The 14,909-nt window shown below is 71.5% G+C and carries 18 protein-coding genes; all 18 read left to right on the top strand.

The features are described 5' to 3' along the window. The first annotated feature begins 28 nt into the window (after positions 1-28). Positions 29-334, top strand: coding sequence for a hypothetical protein (locus IEJ02_RS09410; protein WP_191064337.1), 306 nt, complete (start codon positions 29-31; stop codon positions 332-334). Continuing rightward, entirely contained in the window at positions 331-702 is a 372-nt protein-coding gene (locus IEJ02_RS09415) for a hypothetical protein (protein ID WP_191064338.1), read from the top strand. The genes IEJ02_RS09410 and IEJ02_RS09415 overlap by 4 nt, the downstream gene beginning before the upstream one ends. After that, positions 699-1,364, top strand: a complete 666-nt coding sequence (locus tag IEJ02_RS09420) for a GGDEF domain-containing protein (RefSeq protein ID WP_191064339.1) — start codon at positions 699-701, stop codon at positions 1,362-1,364. Before IEJ02_RS09415 ends, IEJ02_RS09420 begins: the two co-directional genes overlap by 4 nt. After that, entirely contained in the window at positions 1,361-2,965 is a 1,605-nt protein-coding gene (locus tag IEJ02_RS09425) for a DUF2637 domain-containing protein (RefSeq protein ID WP_191064340.1), read from the top strand. The genes IEJ02_RS09420 and IEJ02_RS09425 overlap by 4 nt, the downstream gene beginning before the upstream one ends. Continuing rightward, positions 2,962-3,297 carry an RRQRL motif-containing zinc-binding protein gene (locus IEJ02_RS09430; protein WP_191064341.1) on the top strand — a complete coding sequence of 112 codons (336 nt, stop codon included), beginning with the start codon at positions 2,962-2,964 and terminating at the stop codon, positions 3,295-3,297. Before IEJ02_RS09425 ends, IEJ02_RS09430 begins: the two co-directional genes overlap by 4 nt. A gap of 40 nt (positions 3,298-3,337) precedes the next feature. Next, on the top strand, positions 3,338-3,631 hold the full coding sequence (locus IEJ02_RS09435) for a hypothetical protein (protein ID WP_191064342.1): 294 nt from the start codon (positions 3,338-3,340) through the stop codon (positions 3,629-3,631). Positions 3,632-3,675: 44 nt separating this feature from the next. Continuing rightward, complete coding sequence (locus IEJ02_RS09440) at positions 3,676-3,879, top strand: hypothetical protein (protein ID WP_191064343.1); 204 nt, start codon at positions 3,676-3,678, stop codon at positions 3,877-3,879. Between the two features lie 76 nt (positions 3,880-3,955). Next, entirely contained in the window at positions 3,956-5,668 is a 1,713-nt protein-coding gene (locus IEJ02_RS09445) for a hypothetical protein (protein WP_191064344.1), read from the top strand. 76 nt (positions 5,669-5,744) lie between these two features. Further along, positions 5,745-8,093 carry a P-loop NTPase family protein gene (locus IEJ02_RS09450; protein ID WP_191064345.1) on the top strand — a complete coding sequence of 783 codons (2,349 nt, stop codon included), beginning with the start codon at positions 5,745-5,747 and terminating at the stop codon, positions 8,091-8,093. A 237-nt stretch (positions 8,094-8,330) separates the two neighbouring features. Next, positions 8,331-8,522 carry a hypothetical protein gene (locus IEJ02_RS09455; protein ID WP_191064346.1) on the top strand — a complete coding sequence of 64 codons (192 nt, stop codon included), beginning with the start codon at positions 8,331-8,333 and terminating at the stop codon, positions 8,520-8,522. A 41-nt stretch (positions 8,523-8,563) separates the two neighbouring features. Further along, positions 8,564-8,890 (top strand): hypothetical protein, encoded by a 327-nt coding sequence (locus IEJ02_RS09460; RefSeq protein WP_191064347.1) that lies wholly within the window; start codon positions 8,564-8,566, stop codon positions 8,888-8,890. 14 nt (positions 8,891-8,904) lie between these two features. Further along, positions 8,905-9,393, top strand: a complete 489-nt coding sequence (locus IEJ02_RS09465) for an AAA family ATPase (protein ID WP_191064348.1) — start codon at positions 8,905-8,907, stop codon at positions 9,391-9,393. Next, positions 9,390-10,073: a hypothetical protein gene (locus tag IEJ02_RS09470; protein WP_191064349.1), complete on the top strand. Its 684-nt coding sequence runs from the start codon at positions 9,390-9,392 to the stop codon at positions 10,071-10,073. Before IEJ02_RS09465 ends, IEJ02_RS09470 begins: the two co-directional genes overlap by 4 nt. 88 nt (positions 10,074-10,161) lie before the next feature. Continuing rightward, positions 10,162-11,064 (top strand): bifunctional DNA primase/polymerase, encoded by a 903-nt coding sequence (locus tag IEJ02_RS09475; RefSeq protein WP_191064350.1) that lies wholly within the window; start codon positions 10,162-10,164, stop codon positions 11,062-11,064. Beyond that, on the top strand, positions 11,061-11,402 hold the full coding sequence (locus tag IEJ02_RS48400) for a hypothetical protein (RefSeq protein ID WP_317985768.1): 342 nt from the start codon (positions 11,061-11,063) through the stop codon (positions 11,400-11,402). Before IEJ02_RS09475 ends, IEJ02_RS48400 begins: the two co-directional genes overlap by 4 nt. Next, complete coding sequence (locus IEJ02_RS09485; protein WP_191064351.1) at positions 11,399-12,940, top strand: YfjI family protein; 1,542 nt, start codon at positions 11,399-11,401, stop codon at positions 12,938-12,940. The genes IEJ02_RS48400 and IEJ02_RS09485 overlap by 4 nt, the downstream gene beginning before the upstream one ends. A 338-nt stretch (positions 12,941-13,278) precedes the next feature. Continuing rightward, complete coding sequence (locus tag IEJ02_RS09490) at positions 13,279-13,506, top strand: excisionase family DNA-binding protein (RefSeq protein WP_191064352.1); 228 nt, start codon at positions 13,279-13,281, stop codon at positions 13,504-13,506. A gap of 79 nt (positions 13,507-13,585) precedes the next feature. Beyond that, positions 13,586-14,869, top strand: a complete 1,284-nt coding sequence (locus tag IEJ02_RS09495; protein WP_191064353.1) for a tyrosine-type recombinase/integrase — start codon at positions 13,586-13,588, stop codon at positions 14,867-14,869. The last annotated feature ends 40 nt before the right edge of the window (positions 14,870-14,909 follow it).

Here is a 14,909-nt window from a genome sequence, read left to right on the forward strand (position 1 = left end):
GCCCATCCGACGACTTCGGAGCTTCCCCATGAAGAGCTTCATCGGCCACCACGAGGTGGCCACGGACGCCGATTACCTTGAACTCGCCCTCGGCACCCCGCTCGAGCTGTGGCTCGGCGAGGAGGGAGAGAGCGACGAGGAGCGTGCGGCCCGTCTGGACGCGGCCCGGGACATCCTCGCCGACGACCCCGAGCTGATCGACAGCGTGAGCCGGATCGCTGCCGAGGCCATCGAGGCCCACGCCCCGGTGCTGTTCCCCAGCCTCAGCCGCCTCCCCCGCCCGGCTCGCAGCACGGGCCGGACCGCGAACGCGTCGAAGGCGGTGGCAGCGTGAGCGCGACCAACACTACGGCCGTGCAGTCGCCGCTGGAGATGATCGCCGCCGATGAGCGGGCCCTGCTGCGTACCGGCGAACTGGCCCGGGAGCTCCTGACACGGCACGCCGATCTGCCGTTGCAGAAGGCGAGTTTGAGGTATGGCAGCGAGATCCACCTGACCGCCCCCACCGCTGAGGATGTGAGGGCGTGGGCAGCGCGTCTGGACGCTGATGTCACCGAGCGCACCAATGACCCCGGATACGGCCCCTTCCGGCACACGGACGTCGTCACGGTGATCGAGGGCATCCAGGTGCATGTCGGGCACTGCCACATGTTCTCCGAGGCCGAGGCCGCCGCCTGGCGGGAGAACAGGGGCCGGTCATGAGCCACACCCTTGCGGCCCTGTCCGCCGCTGCCCCGCTGGCTGCCGGGTGGACCGTTCACGGGCTGTGGCAGCACCGCCTGATCGACCAGGCCGGGCGGGATGCGCTCACCGGTCTGCCGCGCCGGGCCGCGTTCGAGAAGACCGCCGCTCGGATACTGCGCAAGACGCGGCGGGATGTCGTGGCGACCCTGGTGATTGACCTCGATGGCTTCAAGCAGGTCAACGACATCCACGGCCATGCGGCCGGTGACACCGCGATCCGCGAGACCGGCCGGCGCCTGGCCCAGTGGGCCGAGCCCCTGGGCACCGCAGCACGGCTCGGCGGGGACGAGTTCGCCGCCGTCATCCACTGCCCCGACCCCGAGACACTGCGCGGAGCGCTGACCCACCTGCACCAGTGGCTGTGCTCCCCGGTCACCTACGACGGGCTGCCGCTGCCCCTGGGCGCCTCCATCGGCGCCTACCTCTACACCCCCGGCCCCGGCCCTGCCGTCGATCTGTCGGCGGCGCTGCGGGGGGCGGATGAGGCGATGTACGGGGTCAAGCAGACCGGCGGCGGCTGGTCCATCACCCACACCCTCACCCCCGCCTACCGGACCGTCAACGGCCGCCGCGACGGCCGCCGGGGCACCGACCTCGACACCGGGGGAGGCATCCAATGACCTCCTGGCTGTTCGAGCTATTCCCGGCCGCTCCGGGCTGGCTCTCCTGGGCCGCTCCCCTGGCTGCCGCTGTGCTGGTGCTCGCGCTCGCGGCGTGGGCGGTGGGGCGGCTGCGGAAGTCGGCGTGGCTGTCCGGCATCGGCCCCCAGGCCGTCGTCGCCCTCGGAGGCGTCGCCGTCTCCGTCCACGGCCTGTGGGGATTCGCCACCGGCACCGCAGGACTGCCGGCACTGCTGGCGGTGGCGTTCATCGCGGTGTTCGACGCGGCCGAGATGACGCTGCTGGTGATGATGTACCGGGCGGCTGATCCGGAGGTGGGGTGGACGCCGGAGTTGCGGCTGATGCACCGCACCGCCTGGCTGCTGGTGTCCTTCTCCGCCGCGATGAACGCCGTCCACGCCCCGAACTGGTGGGCCCGCCCGGTCCTGGCCGCCATCCCCGGCCTGGCCGCCTGGCTAATCGAACTGCAACTGCGCAGCAAGCTGCACCACGAGCGCCCCGACCAGGACGAGACGGGTGGGCGGCCGGGCCCGGTCCGGCTGGTGGTGCTGCTGTGGCAGCACGCCTGGGCCGCCCTCTTCGCGCTGCTGGGCCTGGACGCCCGCACCTCCTCCTCCACCGTCGCCCGTGCCGCGCTGGCGCAGCGGGCCGCGCACCGGGTCTACCGGCTCCGCCTGGCCCTGGAAACCGGGCCAGTCAAGGGGAGCTCCCGGCGGGCGCGGCGCCGGTTGCGGGTGTTGCGGCGCAGGGCGCAGAAGGCGCTGGATCGTGCCGATGTCGCCACCGACACCGGCCAGTCGCTGGCCCTGGTGCGCCGTCTGGCCGCGCTCACCCGCGCGGATGAGGTGGCTCGCCTGAACTACGCGGACGCCCCGGCGGTACTGGCGCTGATCGAGGGCCTGGCGGTCACCCCGGCTGCGGAGCGGTTGGAGTGCTCGCGCGCGGATGCCGCGCGGCAGGAGGCCGAAGCCGCGCGGGAGCGCGCGGAAGAGGCCCTGCGTACCGCGCAGCGCGACCTCGAAGCGGCCCGTGAAGAGCACGCCGCTCTGCTTGAGCAGCGGCAGGGTGTGGATGGTGAGGTGGAGGCTGCGCGGCAGCGCGCGGAGGACGCGCGGCAGGCCGAGGAGGCCGCGCGGAAGCGCGCGGATGGCCTGATCACTGCCGCGCAGCAGGAAGCCGACCGCATCCGCACCACCGTCGAAGACGAGCAGCAGCGGCTGGAGCGACTGACCGTCAAGACCGACGCTCTTCAGCGGACCCACGACCAAGCGCGCACCGCGTTGCAGCAGGTCACGGACCAGATCGAGGAAGCCACCGCGCTGCGGGAGCGGCTGTTGGGGGACGTGGCCGAGCATGCCGCGAGCGACCCGGACCCGGTGTTCAAGTCCGAGGCCAAGCAAGCCGGATGGCAGCTCTACCTGTCCCAGGTCACCACCAGCAACGGGGCCGAGCCGAGCGCCGCGGAACTGGCCGAGCGATGCTCGGTGGACCCGGGGAACGCGCGGAACTGGCTGCGTGACTTCCGTGCCGCGCGCGCCGCGCAGCTCACCGCGCACCAGCCGCGCGCCCTGACCGGCGTCAACGGCACCGCCCGCTCATGACCGCCCTGCCGGTCTACCGGTGGCACCTGGCGCCGGACGGACTGGCCACGCGCCGACAGCTCCGCGCGATGAACCTGCGCCCCGGCGGACAGGACGTCGTCGCCGAGCTCCAGCGCCCCAGACGCGGGCGCGGGTCGCTGGTCGCGTACCTGTACCGCATCGACCGGGCCAAGCCCGTCCGACCCATGACCCCGGCGAAGTGGGCAGCGCTGGCCAAGGCGAACACCGCCCGCCGCACCTGCCCCACCTGCCGACGCGACGCCGGATACGTCATCCCACCCTCGGTCGGGGCGTGCGCGACCTGCGCCTATCCGCTCGGTCTCGCTGCCTGACCCGATTCCCATCACTCTGTTCATGCCTTTGGAGGCATTCGTGAAGCAGCGTCTTTTCCCCATGCTCGCCGAGGTCGTCGCCGCAGCGATGGTTGGCTATCTGGGGTACCAGCTCAGCACCTACGACGTGCCGCTGGCCCTCGTTGTGGCCTGCGCGCTGGCGTTGTACATCGCCTTCCGCGACACCCTGCACCAGCTCAGGCAGGCGCCTCACACGGTCACGCACCGCTGCGCGGTTCCCGGCTGCGCGTTCACCGTCCGGCTGACCCGCGCTGACGCGGTCGAGAACCGGCGGTGGCAGGAGATCGCCGCCGCCCACCCCAGCCACACCTGATCCCACGTCCCCCCAACAGCCCTGATGACAGGAAGGACCCCGCGGTGATTGCTCGGCTGTTCTCCGGCCGTACCTCCGTCCGTGAGCTGAAGCGTCTGCAACCGGATGAGCTGGCCGCCCAGGCGTACGACCACATCCAGAACGCGCAGATCGCCCACCAGAGCCACGACCCCGCCACGCTGACCACCGAAACGCAGCTGGCCACCGCGCTCCTGGCCCTGGCGGCCTACCTCAACAAGTCCAAGTGACGCACCAGGCGGCCCCGGCCCGCTGTCCAGGCCCGGCCGGGGCCGCCCTCCTTGCTCCTGGAAAGGAGTGTGACCAGTGTCCGACACCATCCTGACCGCCGACGAGACCGCGACCGATGATGAACAGATCCCCGACGCACCGCCCGCACCGGACCACGCACCGGCGGCCGAGCCGGAGGTTCCGGGTGGTGGGCTGGCGCATACGCCGGGCGGCCTTCCTGCTGTTCCGCTGACGGTCATCGGCGCCAACAGCACTGTTGCCGCCGTATCCGCCTCCGTCCTGACCGCCGGAGCCCCCATCACGGGTCTGGCGGCCGCCGGCATCGCCGCGACCGCGGCCGGTGCCGCAGCACTGCGCCGCCGGTCGGCGGCCAAGAAGACCACCACCGGTACCCACGGGGGCAGGCGCCACGGAGGCGGGAACGCCGACCCCCGCTCCGGTCGTACCGGCTTCGGATCGAGCGGCCGTCGTGCCCGGCACGGCTCCAGCGCGGGTCATGCCGGTACTGGCCGAGCTGGAGGCAGCCCCCGAGGCCGCGGCAACGGCGCCCACGCGGCTCTGGGCAGTGCGGGCCGGAGCGGGGCTCGGTCGCTGCGCGCGGCAGGTCAGGCGGCCAAGCTCCGGGCGGCCGAGGCTGGCCGCAGCCCCAGGGGCGTCAAGGGCGCGTTCGGCGCGGTCAAGGCGGCCCGTGCGGACCGTCAGGCGGCCGCCCCCACGCGTGCTGAGCGGCGCCGTCAGGACACCGCTGACCGGCGGAATCTGAGCGACGCCCGGCGCGCGGCCAAGGCCGCTCGGAAGGCCGAGCAGCGGGCAACCAGGCGCAAAGGCTCCAGCGGCCGGGGGTCGGGAGGCAAGGGGTTGGGCTTGTCCAAGTCCCCCAGGTCCAAGGCGGCTGGTAGCCGCGCCCCGCGTACCAGGGGCGGGGGCATCAGGGGCCTGGTGGGGTCGGCTCGGGAGCGGATGCGGCAGGCCATGCGCCGGATGCGCTCACGCGTCCGCGCGGCCAAGGATGAGCGCACCGCGCGGCGGCTGGCCGGGATGCGGGAGCTGCGGAAACGGGCGTGGGCCCGGTGGCGGTTGTGGCGGCGGCTGACCGCCTCCGCGCTGCGCTGCTACGGCCGCAAGGTGCTCGCTGCCGCGATCAGCGTGCCGTTCTTCGCCATCGGGATGATCACCCACCCGATCGGGGTCCGGCTCGGCTGGCGCTGGCTGATGTGGCCCGGCCAGCGCGTGTACGCCCGGTTGGCCGCCGCCGCGCGGCGGGCCAGGGAAGAGCGCGACTTCCTCATCCGCGCGGAGTACAAGGCCACGCTCGACAACGCCGCCGCCGAGGAAGACGAGGAGCCGATCGGCTCCAGGGTCCGGCGCGCTCCCCGCAGCCACCACGCCTACGCAGGCACCAGCACAGGAGGTTCCACCACCATGTCCACCACCGCCGGGCCCGGCTTCCTGTTCAACGAGTCGGCCTCCGAGATGGAAGCCGCGGCGAAGAACTACGACCCGGACGGCATGATGCACGTCCACGACACCATCAAGGGCTTCCCCGAAGCCCTGGCGAGCGTGGCGAACACCTTCGCCATCCTCGCGCAGAAGTCGGACGAGGAATTCCCGCTGGAGCCGGAAGTCGGCACCTCCCTGGACGCGATCTACCAGGCGCTGCAACTGGCCATCGATGAGGCCGAGGAAGCGTTCACGACCTTCCGCGTGGTCCACGAGCAGGACATCCGGCGCCACGAGGAGCCCCGCAACAACGCCGAAGAGGGCTGGGACACCACCAACAACCAGTAACCCCACCGCCGCCCCGCACGGGCCCGCACACCACCTGGTGTGCGGGCCCGACCTGTATCCCCGTCTGGAGCCGGACATGACGACGCAGGAAACGATGAGCCGAGAACCCCGCAGCCTCAAGGAACTCAACCTCAACAGCACCAAGAAGACCAAGACCCCCGGCGCCGGCAGCACACTGCCGCCGCTGGACTGGGCCCGCAGCCACGGGCCGATCACCGGAGCCCTGTCGGCGACCACGGGTGCGGCGGCGGCCGCGCTGCTGGGCACCGCGACCGGGATGCCCGAGGGCTGGCCTCTGCTGATCGGCGCCGCCGGAGCCCTGGGCCACGGCATCGGCCACAGCGTCCGCCGCAAACTCACCTTGCGCACCGCCGTGGCCCGCGCCGCGTCCTGGCTGGTGGCAGGCGGCTGGACCACGTGGGCCATGGCCCATGGACCGCTGTCGTGGGCAGCGGCCGGATCGCTGGCCGCGCTTGGGGTGGGCATCGGGGCAGCCGCCTCCCACACCGCCGCCTGGGAAGAAGTCGCCGAGGAGGAGCGGTTCACCGCCGCAGCCAGGGCCGCGGCCGCTGAGATGGACGGCCGCCGCCGCGTGATCGCCGCCGAGTGGCAGGACCGCATCCGCCGGGTCTGCATGGTGGACGTCAAGGTCGTCGCGGTGGAGTTCTGGGAGACCGGGGCCGGATTCTCCGTCGAGGCCGAGCTGCCCGGTGGCGGGGTGACCTGGGACCGCATCAGCTCCCGCTCCCGCGCCCTGGCCGCCGACGCCCGCCTGCCGCTCGGGTGCACCGTTCACGTCGAGGAGGGCGCCGCACAGGGGCTGGTCGTCTTCGACGTGATGACCAAGAACATCATGCGGGAGGAGAAGCTCTACCCCGACGACTACAGCCCCCTGTCAATCCTCACCGGCATCCCCTGGTGCCTGCGCCCCAACGGCGAGGAGATCCGCGTCTTCCTCCGGGAGGCGTGCGCGCTGCTGCTCGGCCCGCCCGGATCGGGCAAGTCCACGTTCATGGACATCATCCTCACCGGATTCGCCCGCTGCACCGACGCCCTGACCTGGGTCATCGACCTCAAGCAGGGCGCCATCGGCATCCCCTGGGTCACCCCCTGGCTGGAGGCACAAGGGCTCATCGAGCCCGACGACCCGGACAACCCCGCCCCGGCCGGCACCCGGCCCGGGGTGGACTGGCTCGCGGCCACCCCGAAGGAAGCGATCCGGATGCTCAAGGCCGCACTGCGCATCAACAAGGCCCGTCAGCTGCGGTACCAGAAGCTGATGCGGCAGCAGGACACCACCCTGCTGCCCATCTCGCCCGAGCTGCCGCAGATCGAGATCGTCATCGATGAGGGTGCCGAGGCGCTGGCGCACGCCAACAACCGGCGCGAGCCGGAAAAGCGGGAGCTGGCCGAGCTCATCAAGGAAGTCATGCGCACCACCCGCGCGATGGGCCTCCGGAAGGTCCTCACCGCGGTGGACGGCAACCTCAACACCATCGGCGACACCGTGGTCAAGCGGTTCTCCCCGCTGTCCATCGCGCTGACCTCCGGCGAGAACTCCGGCCACAACGTCGGCAAGCTCTTCCCCAAGGTGCGCATCGACAGCAACCAGCTCAACGAGAAGGGCGCCGGCATCATCGGCGACAGCGGCGCCAACGGCTTCGCCCCCACCGAGTTCAAGGGCTGGAAATCCCTCCCCTCCATGGTGCGCCGCGTGGTCCTCGCCACCAACGACCGCCGCCCCACCCTCGATCAGGTCTCGGTCGAGGCAGCCGGTGACGACTACCGCGAGCGGTGGAGCCCGGCGCGGGCAGGCTGGCTGGCCACGGCCGCCGAGGCCGTCAGGAACGGCGAGACCGATGACGATCAGGCACCCGGTGCGGCCGGAACGACGACCGCCGTCCTGGACAAGCCCGAACCGCCCGCAGCCGGTGACGACAGCGAGCGGCGGCACAGGTCGCTGAACCTGTCCTACCAGCGCCGGGCCGAGGACGACCCGGATGAGCTCGCTGCCCGATTCCTCGCCGAGATCGATCAGACCTACGGCACCACCGAGGAACCCGACCGCACCCGCCGCACAGACCGGCAGCGGCCCCGCGGCCTCAACCTCTCGTACAGCCGCACCGAACCCCCCGAGACCAGCGACACCACCGCTGGTGACGAGTCCGAGCGCGTACCGCCGCTGCTTCAGCGCGCGTACGACGCGGTGACGGCTGCGGGCGGGCGGATGCACACCGCCGACCTCGCCGAGCAACTCGGCCTCGCCGCCACCGAACTGGGCACCGAGCTGGGCCGCATTCTGCGCGCGGTCGGTGTCGAGCGGCCCGGCAAAGGCACCCTCCGCGTCGGCAAGAGCGAGCCGCGCACCGGCTACCTCGCCGAGACCCTCGCGGAAGCCATCCGCCGCTACCGCGACGCGCGGTAACCGGTACCCGTCCCACACGCAGGCCCCCACACCCCCCACAACGGCCCCCACAGGGCCTGTGGGGGTCCCACACCCTGTGGGGGCCTGTGACCTGCATGTGGGGGCTGTGGGAGTCCCACACAGCCACCCACGAATCCGCCCCTCAGGCGGCTGCCCGCGGCTTCAACCCCTTCCACAACAACCGTGGGACCCCCACACCCACACAACCTCACTCGTCACGTTCAGTAAGGAGCTGCCGTGATCGTCTCCATGTCCACCGTCCTCCTCCTCGGAGCACTCCTGGCCCTCATGCTCCGCAACCGCGCCCTCGGCCCCGCCGGTGCCACCATCGCCGCGCTCTTCGGTTTCTGCCTCGCCTCGACCGGCGCCGCCCCCACGATCAACGACGCCTTGCAGTCCCTCGCGGAGTCCCTGGGCCGCATCGGCTGACACGCCGCCACCACCCGCACCGAACCGCCCAGGAGGCATCCGTGCAACAGCCCGACCCACACCACACGATCCCGGGCAACCTCGCCCCGCACATACCCGCCAACGTCTACCAGCGCGCACAGGCCACCGGACAGCCGGTCGTCATCGTCGTCAACGACACCAACCCGACCGGCTTCCCGTGGCGGCGCGTCCTGATCCCGTTTGCCATCGCCGGAGCGGTCGTCGCCGGGGGCTGGGGACTGGCCGCCGCCCTGTGCTGGCTGATGGACGTCGCCGCCCACACCGCAACGGCTATCGCCGGGGCCGTCGCCGGACCCCTCGGCGTCGGCGGCATCACCCTCAAGCTCGCCCAGTCCAAGAACAAGTGAGGGGCGCCCACCACATGGAGGCTCCATACGCCCCGGGAAGTCTCATCGTCCTGGTCGGCTCACCTGGAGCGGGCAAGTCCACCTACGCCCGCCGCCACTTCCCGACCGGCCGCCTGTGCCTGGACGACTACCGCCAGATGGCGACCGACGACGCCGCCGACCAGTCCGCCACACCCACCGCAGCCCAGATCCAGAACCTCCTGCTGGAGGCCCGGCTCGCACGCGGGCTGACCACCGTCGTGGACAGCACCAACGTGCTGCCCCACGTCCGCGCCGGACTCCTCGCCCGCGCCCGCTACTACCAGCGCCCCGCCGTGGCCATCCTCTTCCAACTGCCGCTGGCCATCTGCCAGGCCCGCAACACCGCCCGAACCCGCCAGGTCCCGCAGGACGTGGTGCGCGAACTGCACCAGATGACCCCGACAACCGAGCAGCTGACCGCCGAAGGCTTCACCAGCATCCGAACCGTCCACCTGACCTGCGACAGGAGCACCACACCATGACCAGCCCCATGCCCTGGTTCGAATCCCTCACCGACAGCGTGTACGCCCTCGGCGCGGCCGCCCGCGAAGCCCAGCGCGCCGCCCGCGCCGCCGAACTCGCCCGCGACGCCTACGACCTCGACCGGCTTCGGCCGGTGGACGGGGAGGTCCGTCTCGACGGCCGGGCCCCGGGCGGGGTGCCGTTCCGCCCGCACGACTCCGCCCTGTTCACCATCGGCGACGCCCTCAGGGAGCAGGCGTTCAAGCTGCGCACCCTCTACACCCAGACCGCTACCGGGTACGCCTACGGCACCGCATGGGCCATCCTGCGCGTCCTGGAGGGCCAGCAGCCCGACGCCGTCCAGCTCGGCCGCAGCTGGGAAGGGTTCTACGCCATCCCGGGTGAGCTGTGCCCGGTCCCGTCGCTGATGCCGGGCCTGGAGCGCTGGAGCGGCTACAAGAAGTTCGTCCAGGCCCATGCCCGGTGGGCCCTCTGCGAGGAAGCGGGCATGTACGCCGAGTACCTCGACGAACAGCCCCAGCTCGCGGACCACGAAGCCGGTGAACTGCACGAGGCCCTCGACGCCGCGAGCGGCGTGAGCGACGCCGCGTACGCCTACGGACAGCTCGCCGAATCCGCGCTCCACTTTGCGCTGCTGGAGCCCCGGGCCCAGCACGCCCGCCAGCAGTCGGCTCGATAGCGATGCCCGGGGCGGCGGCCTCCGACCAAGGACAGCCCGCCGCCCCGGCTTCCCCTGCCCATCCACAACGGAACAGGAGACCCCCAGCATGCACCAACCCGATCCACCCCGGCGAGACCGCCCCGCCCACGAGCACCTACGAACCGCGCTCGAATTGGCCAGGACCGGTGTGCCGGTGCTGCCGCTCCGCCAAGGCAAGGTGCCGTTCGGGAACTGCCGCACCTGCGCGGGGCTCGCCTGCGGCGGCAGGCCCAACATGAAGACCCCGGGCCCCTGCCTGTGCCCTGCTGTCTGTCACGCCTGGGCCGCGGCCACCACCGACCCCACCGTGCTCACCTCGTCCGCGTGGGCCCCGGCCTGGCGCCAGGCCGTAGCCGTCGCCTACCACCCCGGCGGGGCCGGACTGACCGTGGTGGACCTGGACAACCCCCGCGCCGTCGCATGGGCCCACCAGACCCTCCCGGCGACCAGGACCGTGCCGACCACGCGCGGCGAGCACTGGATCTACCGAGGAACGATGCCCTCGGCCAACCAGGTCCGGCCCGGCGTGGACATCAAGTCACGCATGTCCTACGCCCGCTGGCTCGGCCCTGGCACCGGCCCCCTGGCCGTTCTGCCGTCGACCGTCCGCGCCCTCGTGGACAAGGAAGAGACCACCCCCGCGCGCGGCGCCGTGGTCTCTTCGTCTCCGGCCCGCGCCGAGTGGGACCGGACCGTGGCCACCGGGTGCCGGCACACCGAGCGGTACGTCCGCACCGGGCTGCGACGCGGTCTCGACATGGTGCGCTCCCACACCGAATCGGGCGCCGGATCGCAGGCATTCGGCGTGGCCCGCTTCCTGGCAGCCCAGCACACCAAGTGCCCCGGCCCCTGCGGACTGGACGCCATTGGCCAGCAGATCATCGCCGCCGCCGTATCCGTCGGCGTCCCCGAGGCGTACGCGGAACGAGCGGTCACCAACGGCCTCAACAGCATGGGGGCAGCCGAGTGACCTCCCACCCCAGCAGCACGGGAAGCCTGCCGCAGGACGCCGTACAGGCCCCGCCCAAGACGGCCGTAGGCGCCCCGGAAGGCGCCGCCCGTCAGGGCGTCCCCTCTGTCTCCTGCTCTGACGGGCAGCAGGGCGACGGCCGGTACCCCATCGCGTGGCTCCACATCACCGCACCGCCGGACTGGCAGGCCATGCCCACCGCCACCTCGACATGCTCCTGCGGACGAGACCGCAGCGCGGTCGGCCGCCGCCGGGTGCTCGCCCTGATTGCCGACCACGAAGCCCACAAGACCTCCTGCCCGCTCCGCAGCTCCAGGGAAGAGAAGAACGCCGCATGACCACACCCGACACCGATCTGTGGGCGGGTTTCGACCAACTGGCGGCCGAGAACGTCACCGGCCCCGTATGGGACGAACCGGTCCCCCTGAGCCCGCACCGGGCGCTTCCGGCGTTCCCCGTGGACTCCCTGCCCGACTGGCTGGCCGACATGGTCACCGCCGTCGCGGAGGAGACCCAGACCCCCGCCGATCTCGCCGGATGCCTGGCCCTGTCGGTCATCGCCACGGCGGCCGGCGGCCGGGCTACGGTCTGCGTGCGGGGGCGCTGGCGCGAGCCGGTCAACCTCTACACCGCCGTCGCCCTCGACCCCGGCAACCGCAAATCCGCAGTCTTCGCCCTCATGACCGAACCGCTGATGGCGGCGGAGAAGACGCTCGTGGAGCTCTCGGGCCCGGCCCGTGCCGAGGCCGAGACCACCGCGCGCCTGGCCAAGGCCGCCGCCGACAAGGCTGCCGCCAAAGCCGCGAACGCCGAGCCGGGTCTGCGGGACCAGCTCACCGCCGAGGCCGTCGAACTCGCCCAGGCCGCCGAGGACATCAAGGTCCCCTGCAAGCCCCAGCTCGTCGCCGACGACGTGACCCCGGAGAACCTGGCCACCCTCCTGGCCGAGCAGGAAGGCCGCATCTCCGTCCTCTCCCCGGAGGGCGGCATCTTCGACATCATCGCCGGACGCTACAGCGGCACCCCCAACATGGAGGTCTTCCTCAAGGGCCACGCCGGGGACATGGTGCGGGTCAACCGGCAGGGCCGCGACGCCCAGCACATCGAGCACCCCGCCGTCACCATGGGCCTCGCGGTCCAGCCCGAAGTGCTGGAGTCCATCGGCCAGATCAAGGGCGCGGACGGCCGCGGGCTGCTCGCCCGCTTCCTGTACGCCCAGCCCGAATCCCTTGTCGGCCGCCGCAACCTCACCCCCGACCTCATCCCCGACCACGTCGCCGACACCTACACCCAGCGGCTCGGCGGCCTGGCGCTGGCCATGGCCGGATGGACCGACCCCGCCGTCCTCACCCTCACCCCCGAGGCGGACCAGGTGATGCTCGCCTACCAGAAGGTCACCGAGTCCAGGATCGGCAAAGGCGGCTCCCTGGCCGGGATCGTGAAGTGGGCCAGCAAGCGGGATGGAGCCGTGGCCCGCATCGCTGGACTGCTCCACCTGGCCACCCACCCCGACCACGGCTGGACCCGGCCCATCGAGGCCGCGACGCTGGCCGCCGCCACCCGCCTCGGGGACTACTTCACCGTCCACGCCCAGCACGTCTTCGACTCCATGGGCGCCGACCCCGCCCAGGAAGCCGCCCACCAGGTCCTCACCCACCTCACCGACGCCCGCCTCACCGGCTTCACCAAACGCGACCTCTTCCGCGGCCTGCCCCGAGGCGACTTCCCCGCCATCGCCGACCTCGACCCCGCCCTGGCCCTGCTGGAGGAACACGGCTGGATCCGCCAGCAGCCCCAGCCCCCACGCTCCGGACGCGGCGGCCGGCCACCCTCCCCCCGCTACGACACCCACCCCCGCCTCACCCGAAGCGCCTGACACAACCCCCAACCGACCGACAGAACCGACAGAACCCCACCCAGAACCCACTGACCTGCGGAAACAGCCGGATCGGCGGCTGTGACAAAACCTCCGGAAACTCTGACAGAACCCAACCGGCTCGGATGGGCCGTCTGTGACAGAACCCCCTGCCAGCAGGTTCTGTCAGAGTTTTCGCGAGTTCTGTCACAGCCGTCTCTGAGCCCAAACCGGCAGGTCAGAGCGCTATCACCAGGGTTCTGTCAGTTCTGTCACCGAATCCCAGGGCAGCGGCCCCCGACCAAGGACAGCCCGCCGCCCTGTTCGCCCATCCCCACCTGGTTCAACAGGAGTGCCCCTTGGACGAATACGGGACCCTTACGCCCTCCGCCACCGACGATCCGACCCTGGTTCTCCTCACGGTCGAGGAGGCTGCCCGCCGACTTCGCATCGGCCGGACCACATGCTTCGCGCTCATCCGCGCCGGAGAGCTGGAGTCCATCCCGGTTGGCCGTCTCCGCCGTGTCCCCGCGGACGCGCCCGCCGCATACGTCGCCCGCCGCCGCGCCGAGCAGCGCAGCGCCTGAATCGCCTCCCTCGGAGGGCTGGTCCTACCTGGGGCCAGCCCTCCGTGCTTTTCATCGCACCTCGGTAAGGAGCCCGCCTGTGGCAGAGGAGAAGAAGCGCACCCGCCGCGCCAACGGCGAGTCCGCGATCTACTTCGGGAAAGACGGCCGTTGGCACGCCCGTGTGCCGATGGGTTACAAGGACAACGGGGAGCCGTACCGCCGACACGTGACGCGCCCGACGCGTGACGAACTGGTTGACGAAGTCCGGCGGCTTGAGAAGCAGCGCGACGCGGGTTCGGCGGCTCAACCCGGCAAGCCGTGGACGGTTGAGAGGTGGCTTTGGCACTGGGTTGAGAACATCGCCAAGCCGACCGTGAGCGAGAACACGTACGACGGCTATGAGGTCGCCGTTCGCGTTCACCTCGTGCCTGGTGTCGGCAAGCACCGCCTTGACCGCTTGCAGCCCGAGCACCTGGAGAGTCTGTATCGCCGTATGCAGGCGAACGGGGCGCGTAAGGCCGGTACGGCTCACCAGGCTCACCGCACCGCCCGAACCGCTCTGGGGGAGGCGGTACGGCGCGGCTACGCGGCGAAGAATGCCGCCGCGTTGGCGAAGCCGCCACGGATGGAAGAGGACGAAACAGAGGTAGAGCCGTACTCCGTGGAAGAGGTTCAGCGTCTGCTGCTCGAAGCCAACAAGCGCCGGAACAGTGCCCGCTGGATGCTGGCGCTCGCGCTCGGACTGCGACAGGGCGAGACGCTCGGACTGCGCTGGTCTGACGTCGACCTGGCCAACGAGTATCTGAAGCTGCGGAGGAACCGTTTGCGCCCCAGGTACGAGCACGGATGCCCCGAAGCCTCACCGTGCGGCAGGAAGGCGGGCTACTGCCCCGGCAAGGTGCAGGTACGGCGCGAGACCAAGAACACCAAGTCCCGAGCGGGCCGGCGCGCCGTGCCCCTGCCGGGCCCGCTGGTCGCCATGCTCCGCGCACACGCCGAGGCGCAAGAGCGCGAGCGCAAGGCGGCCGGGAACCTGTGGGCCGAGTCGGACTATGTGTTCACCAAGCCGCTCGGTGGCCCGCTGAGCCCGAACACGGACTACCACGACTGGAAGCGGCTACTGGAAGACGCAGGGGTTCGGGACGCCCGGCTGCACGACGCCCGGCACACGGCCGCCACCGTGCTCATGCTGCTCGGTGTCCCGGACCGCGTCATCGATCAGATCATGGGATGGGAGCCGGGCACCTCCGCGAGCATGCGGGCGCGGTATCTCCACGTGCCGGACGCCATGCTCAAGGACGTGGCCCGGAAGATCGCCGATGCTATCTGGGGACCCCAGGAAACGCCCCCTGTGGACAAAAACCAGGACAACGAGCACTGAGGACAACGACGAGGGGCCCCGCTGATCATCAGCGGGGCCC

It is taken from the genome of Streptomyces sp. 5-10, from assembly GCF_014712245.1.
GTDB classification, from domain to species: domain Bacteria; phylum Actinomycetota; class Actinomycetes; order Streptomycetales; family Streptomycetaceae; genus Streptomyces; species Streptomyces violaceusniger.

What these genes read in the sequence shown, in the direction of transcription:
- IEJ02_RS09475 (WP_191064350.1), top strand. Translation starts at nt 10,162, where the DNA reads ATGCACCAACCCGATCCACCCCGGCGAGACCGCCCCGCCCACGAGCAC.
- IEJ02_RS09420 (WP_191064339.1), top strand. Translation starts at nt 699, where the DNA reads ATGAGCCACACCCTTGCGGCCCTGTCCGCCGCTGCCCCGCTGGCTGCC.
- IEJ02_RS09470 (WP_191064349.1), top strand. Translation starts at nt 9,390, where the DNA reads ATGACCAGCCCCATGCCCTGGTTCGAATCCCTCACCGACAGCGTGTAC.
- IEJ02_RS09465 (WP_191064348.1), top strand. Translation starts at nt 8,905, where the DNA reads ATGGAGGCTCCATACGCCCCGGGAAGTCTCATCGTCCTGGTCGGCTCA.
- IEJ02_RS09485 (WP_191064351.1), top strand. Translation starts at nt 11,399, where the DNA reads ATGACCACACCCGACACCGATCTGTGGGCGGGTTTCGACCAACTGGCG.
- IEJ02_RS09430 (WP_191064341.1), top strand. Translation starts at nt 2,962, where the DNA reads ATGACCGCCCTGCCGGTCTACCGGTGGCACCTGGCGCCGGACGGACTG.
- IEJ02_RS09450 (WP_191064345.1), top strand. Translation starts at nt 5,745, where the DNA reads ATGACGACGCAGGAAACGATGAGCCGAGAACCCCGCAGCCTCAAGGAA.
- IEJ02_RS09410 (WP_191064337.1), top strand. Translation starts at nt 29, where the DNA reads ATGAAGAGCTTCATCGGCCACCACGAGGTGGCCACGGACGCCGATTAC.
- IEJ02_RS09425 (WP_191064340.1), top strand. Translation starts at nt 1,361, where the DNA reads ATGACCTCCTGGCTGTTCGAGCTATTCCCGGCCGCTCCGGGCTGGCTC.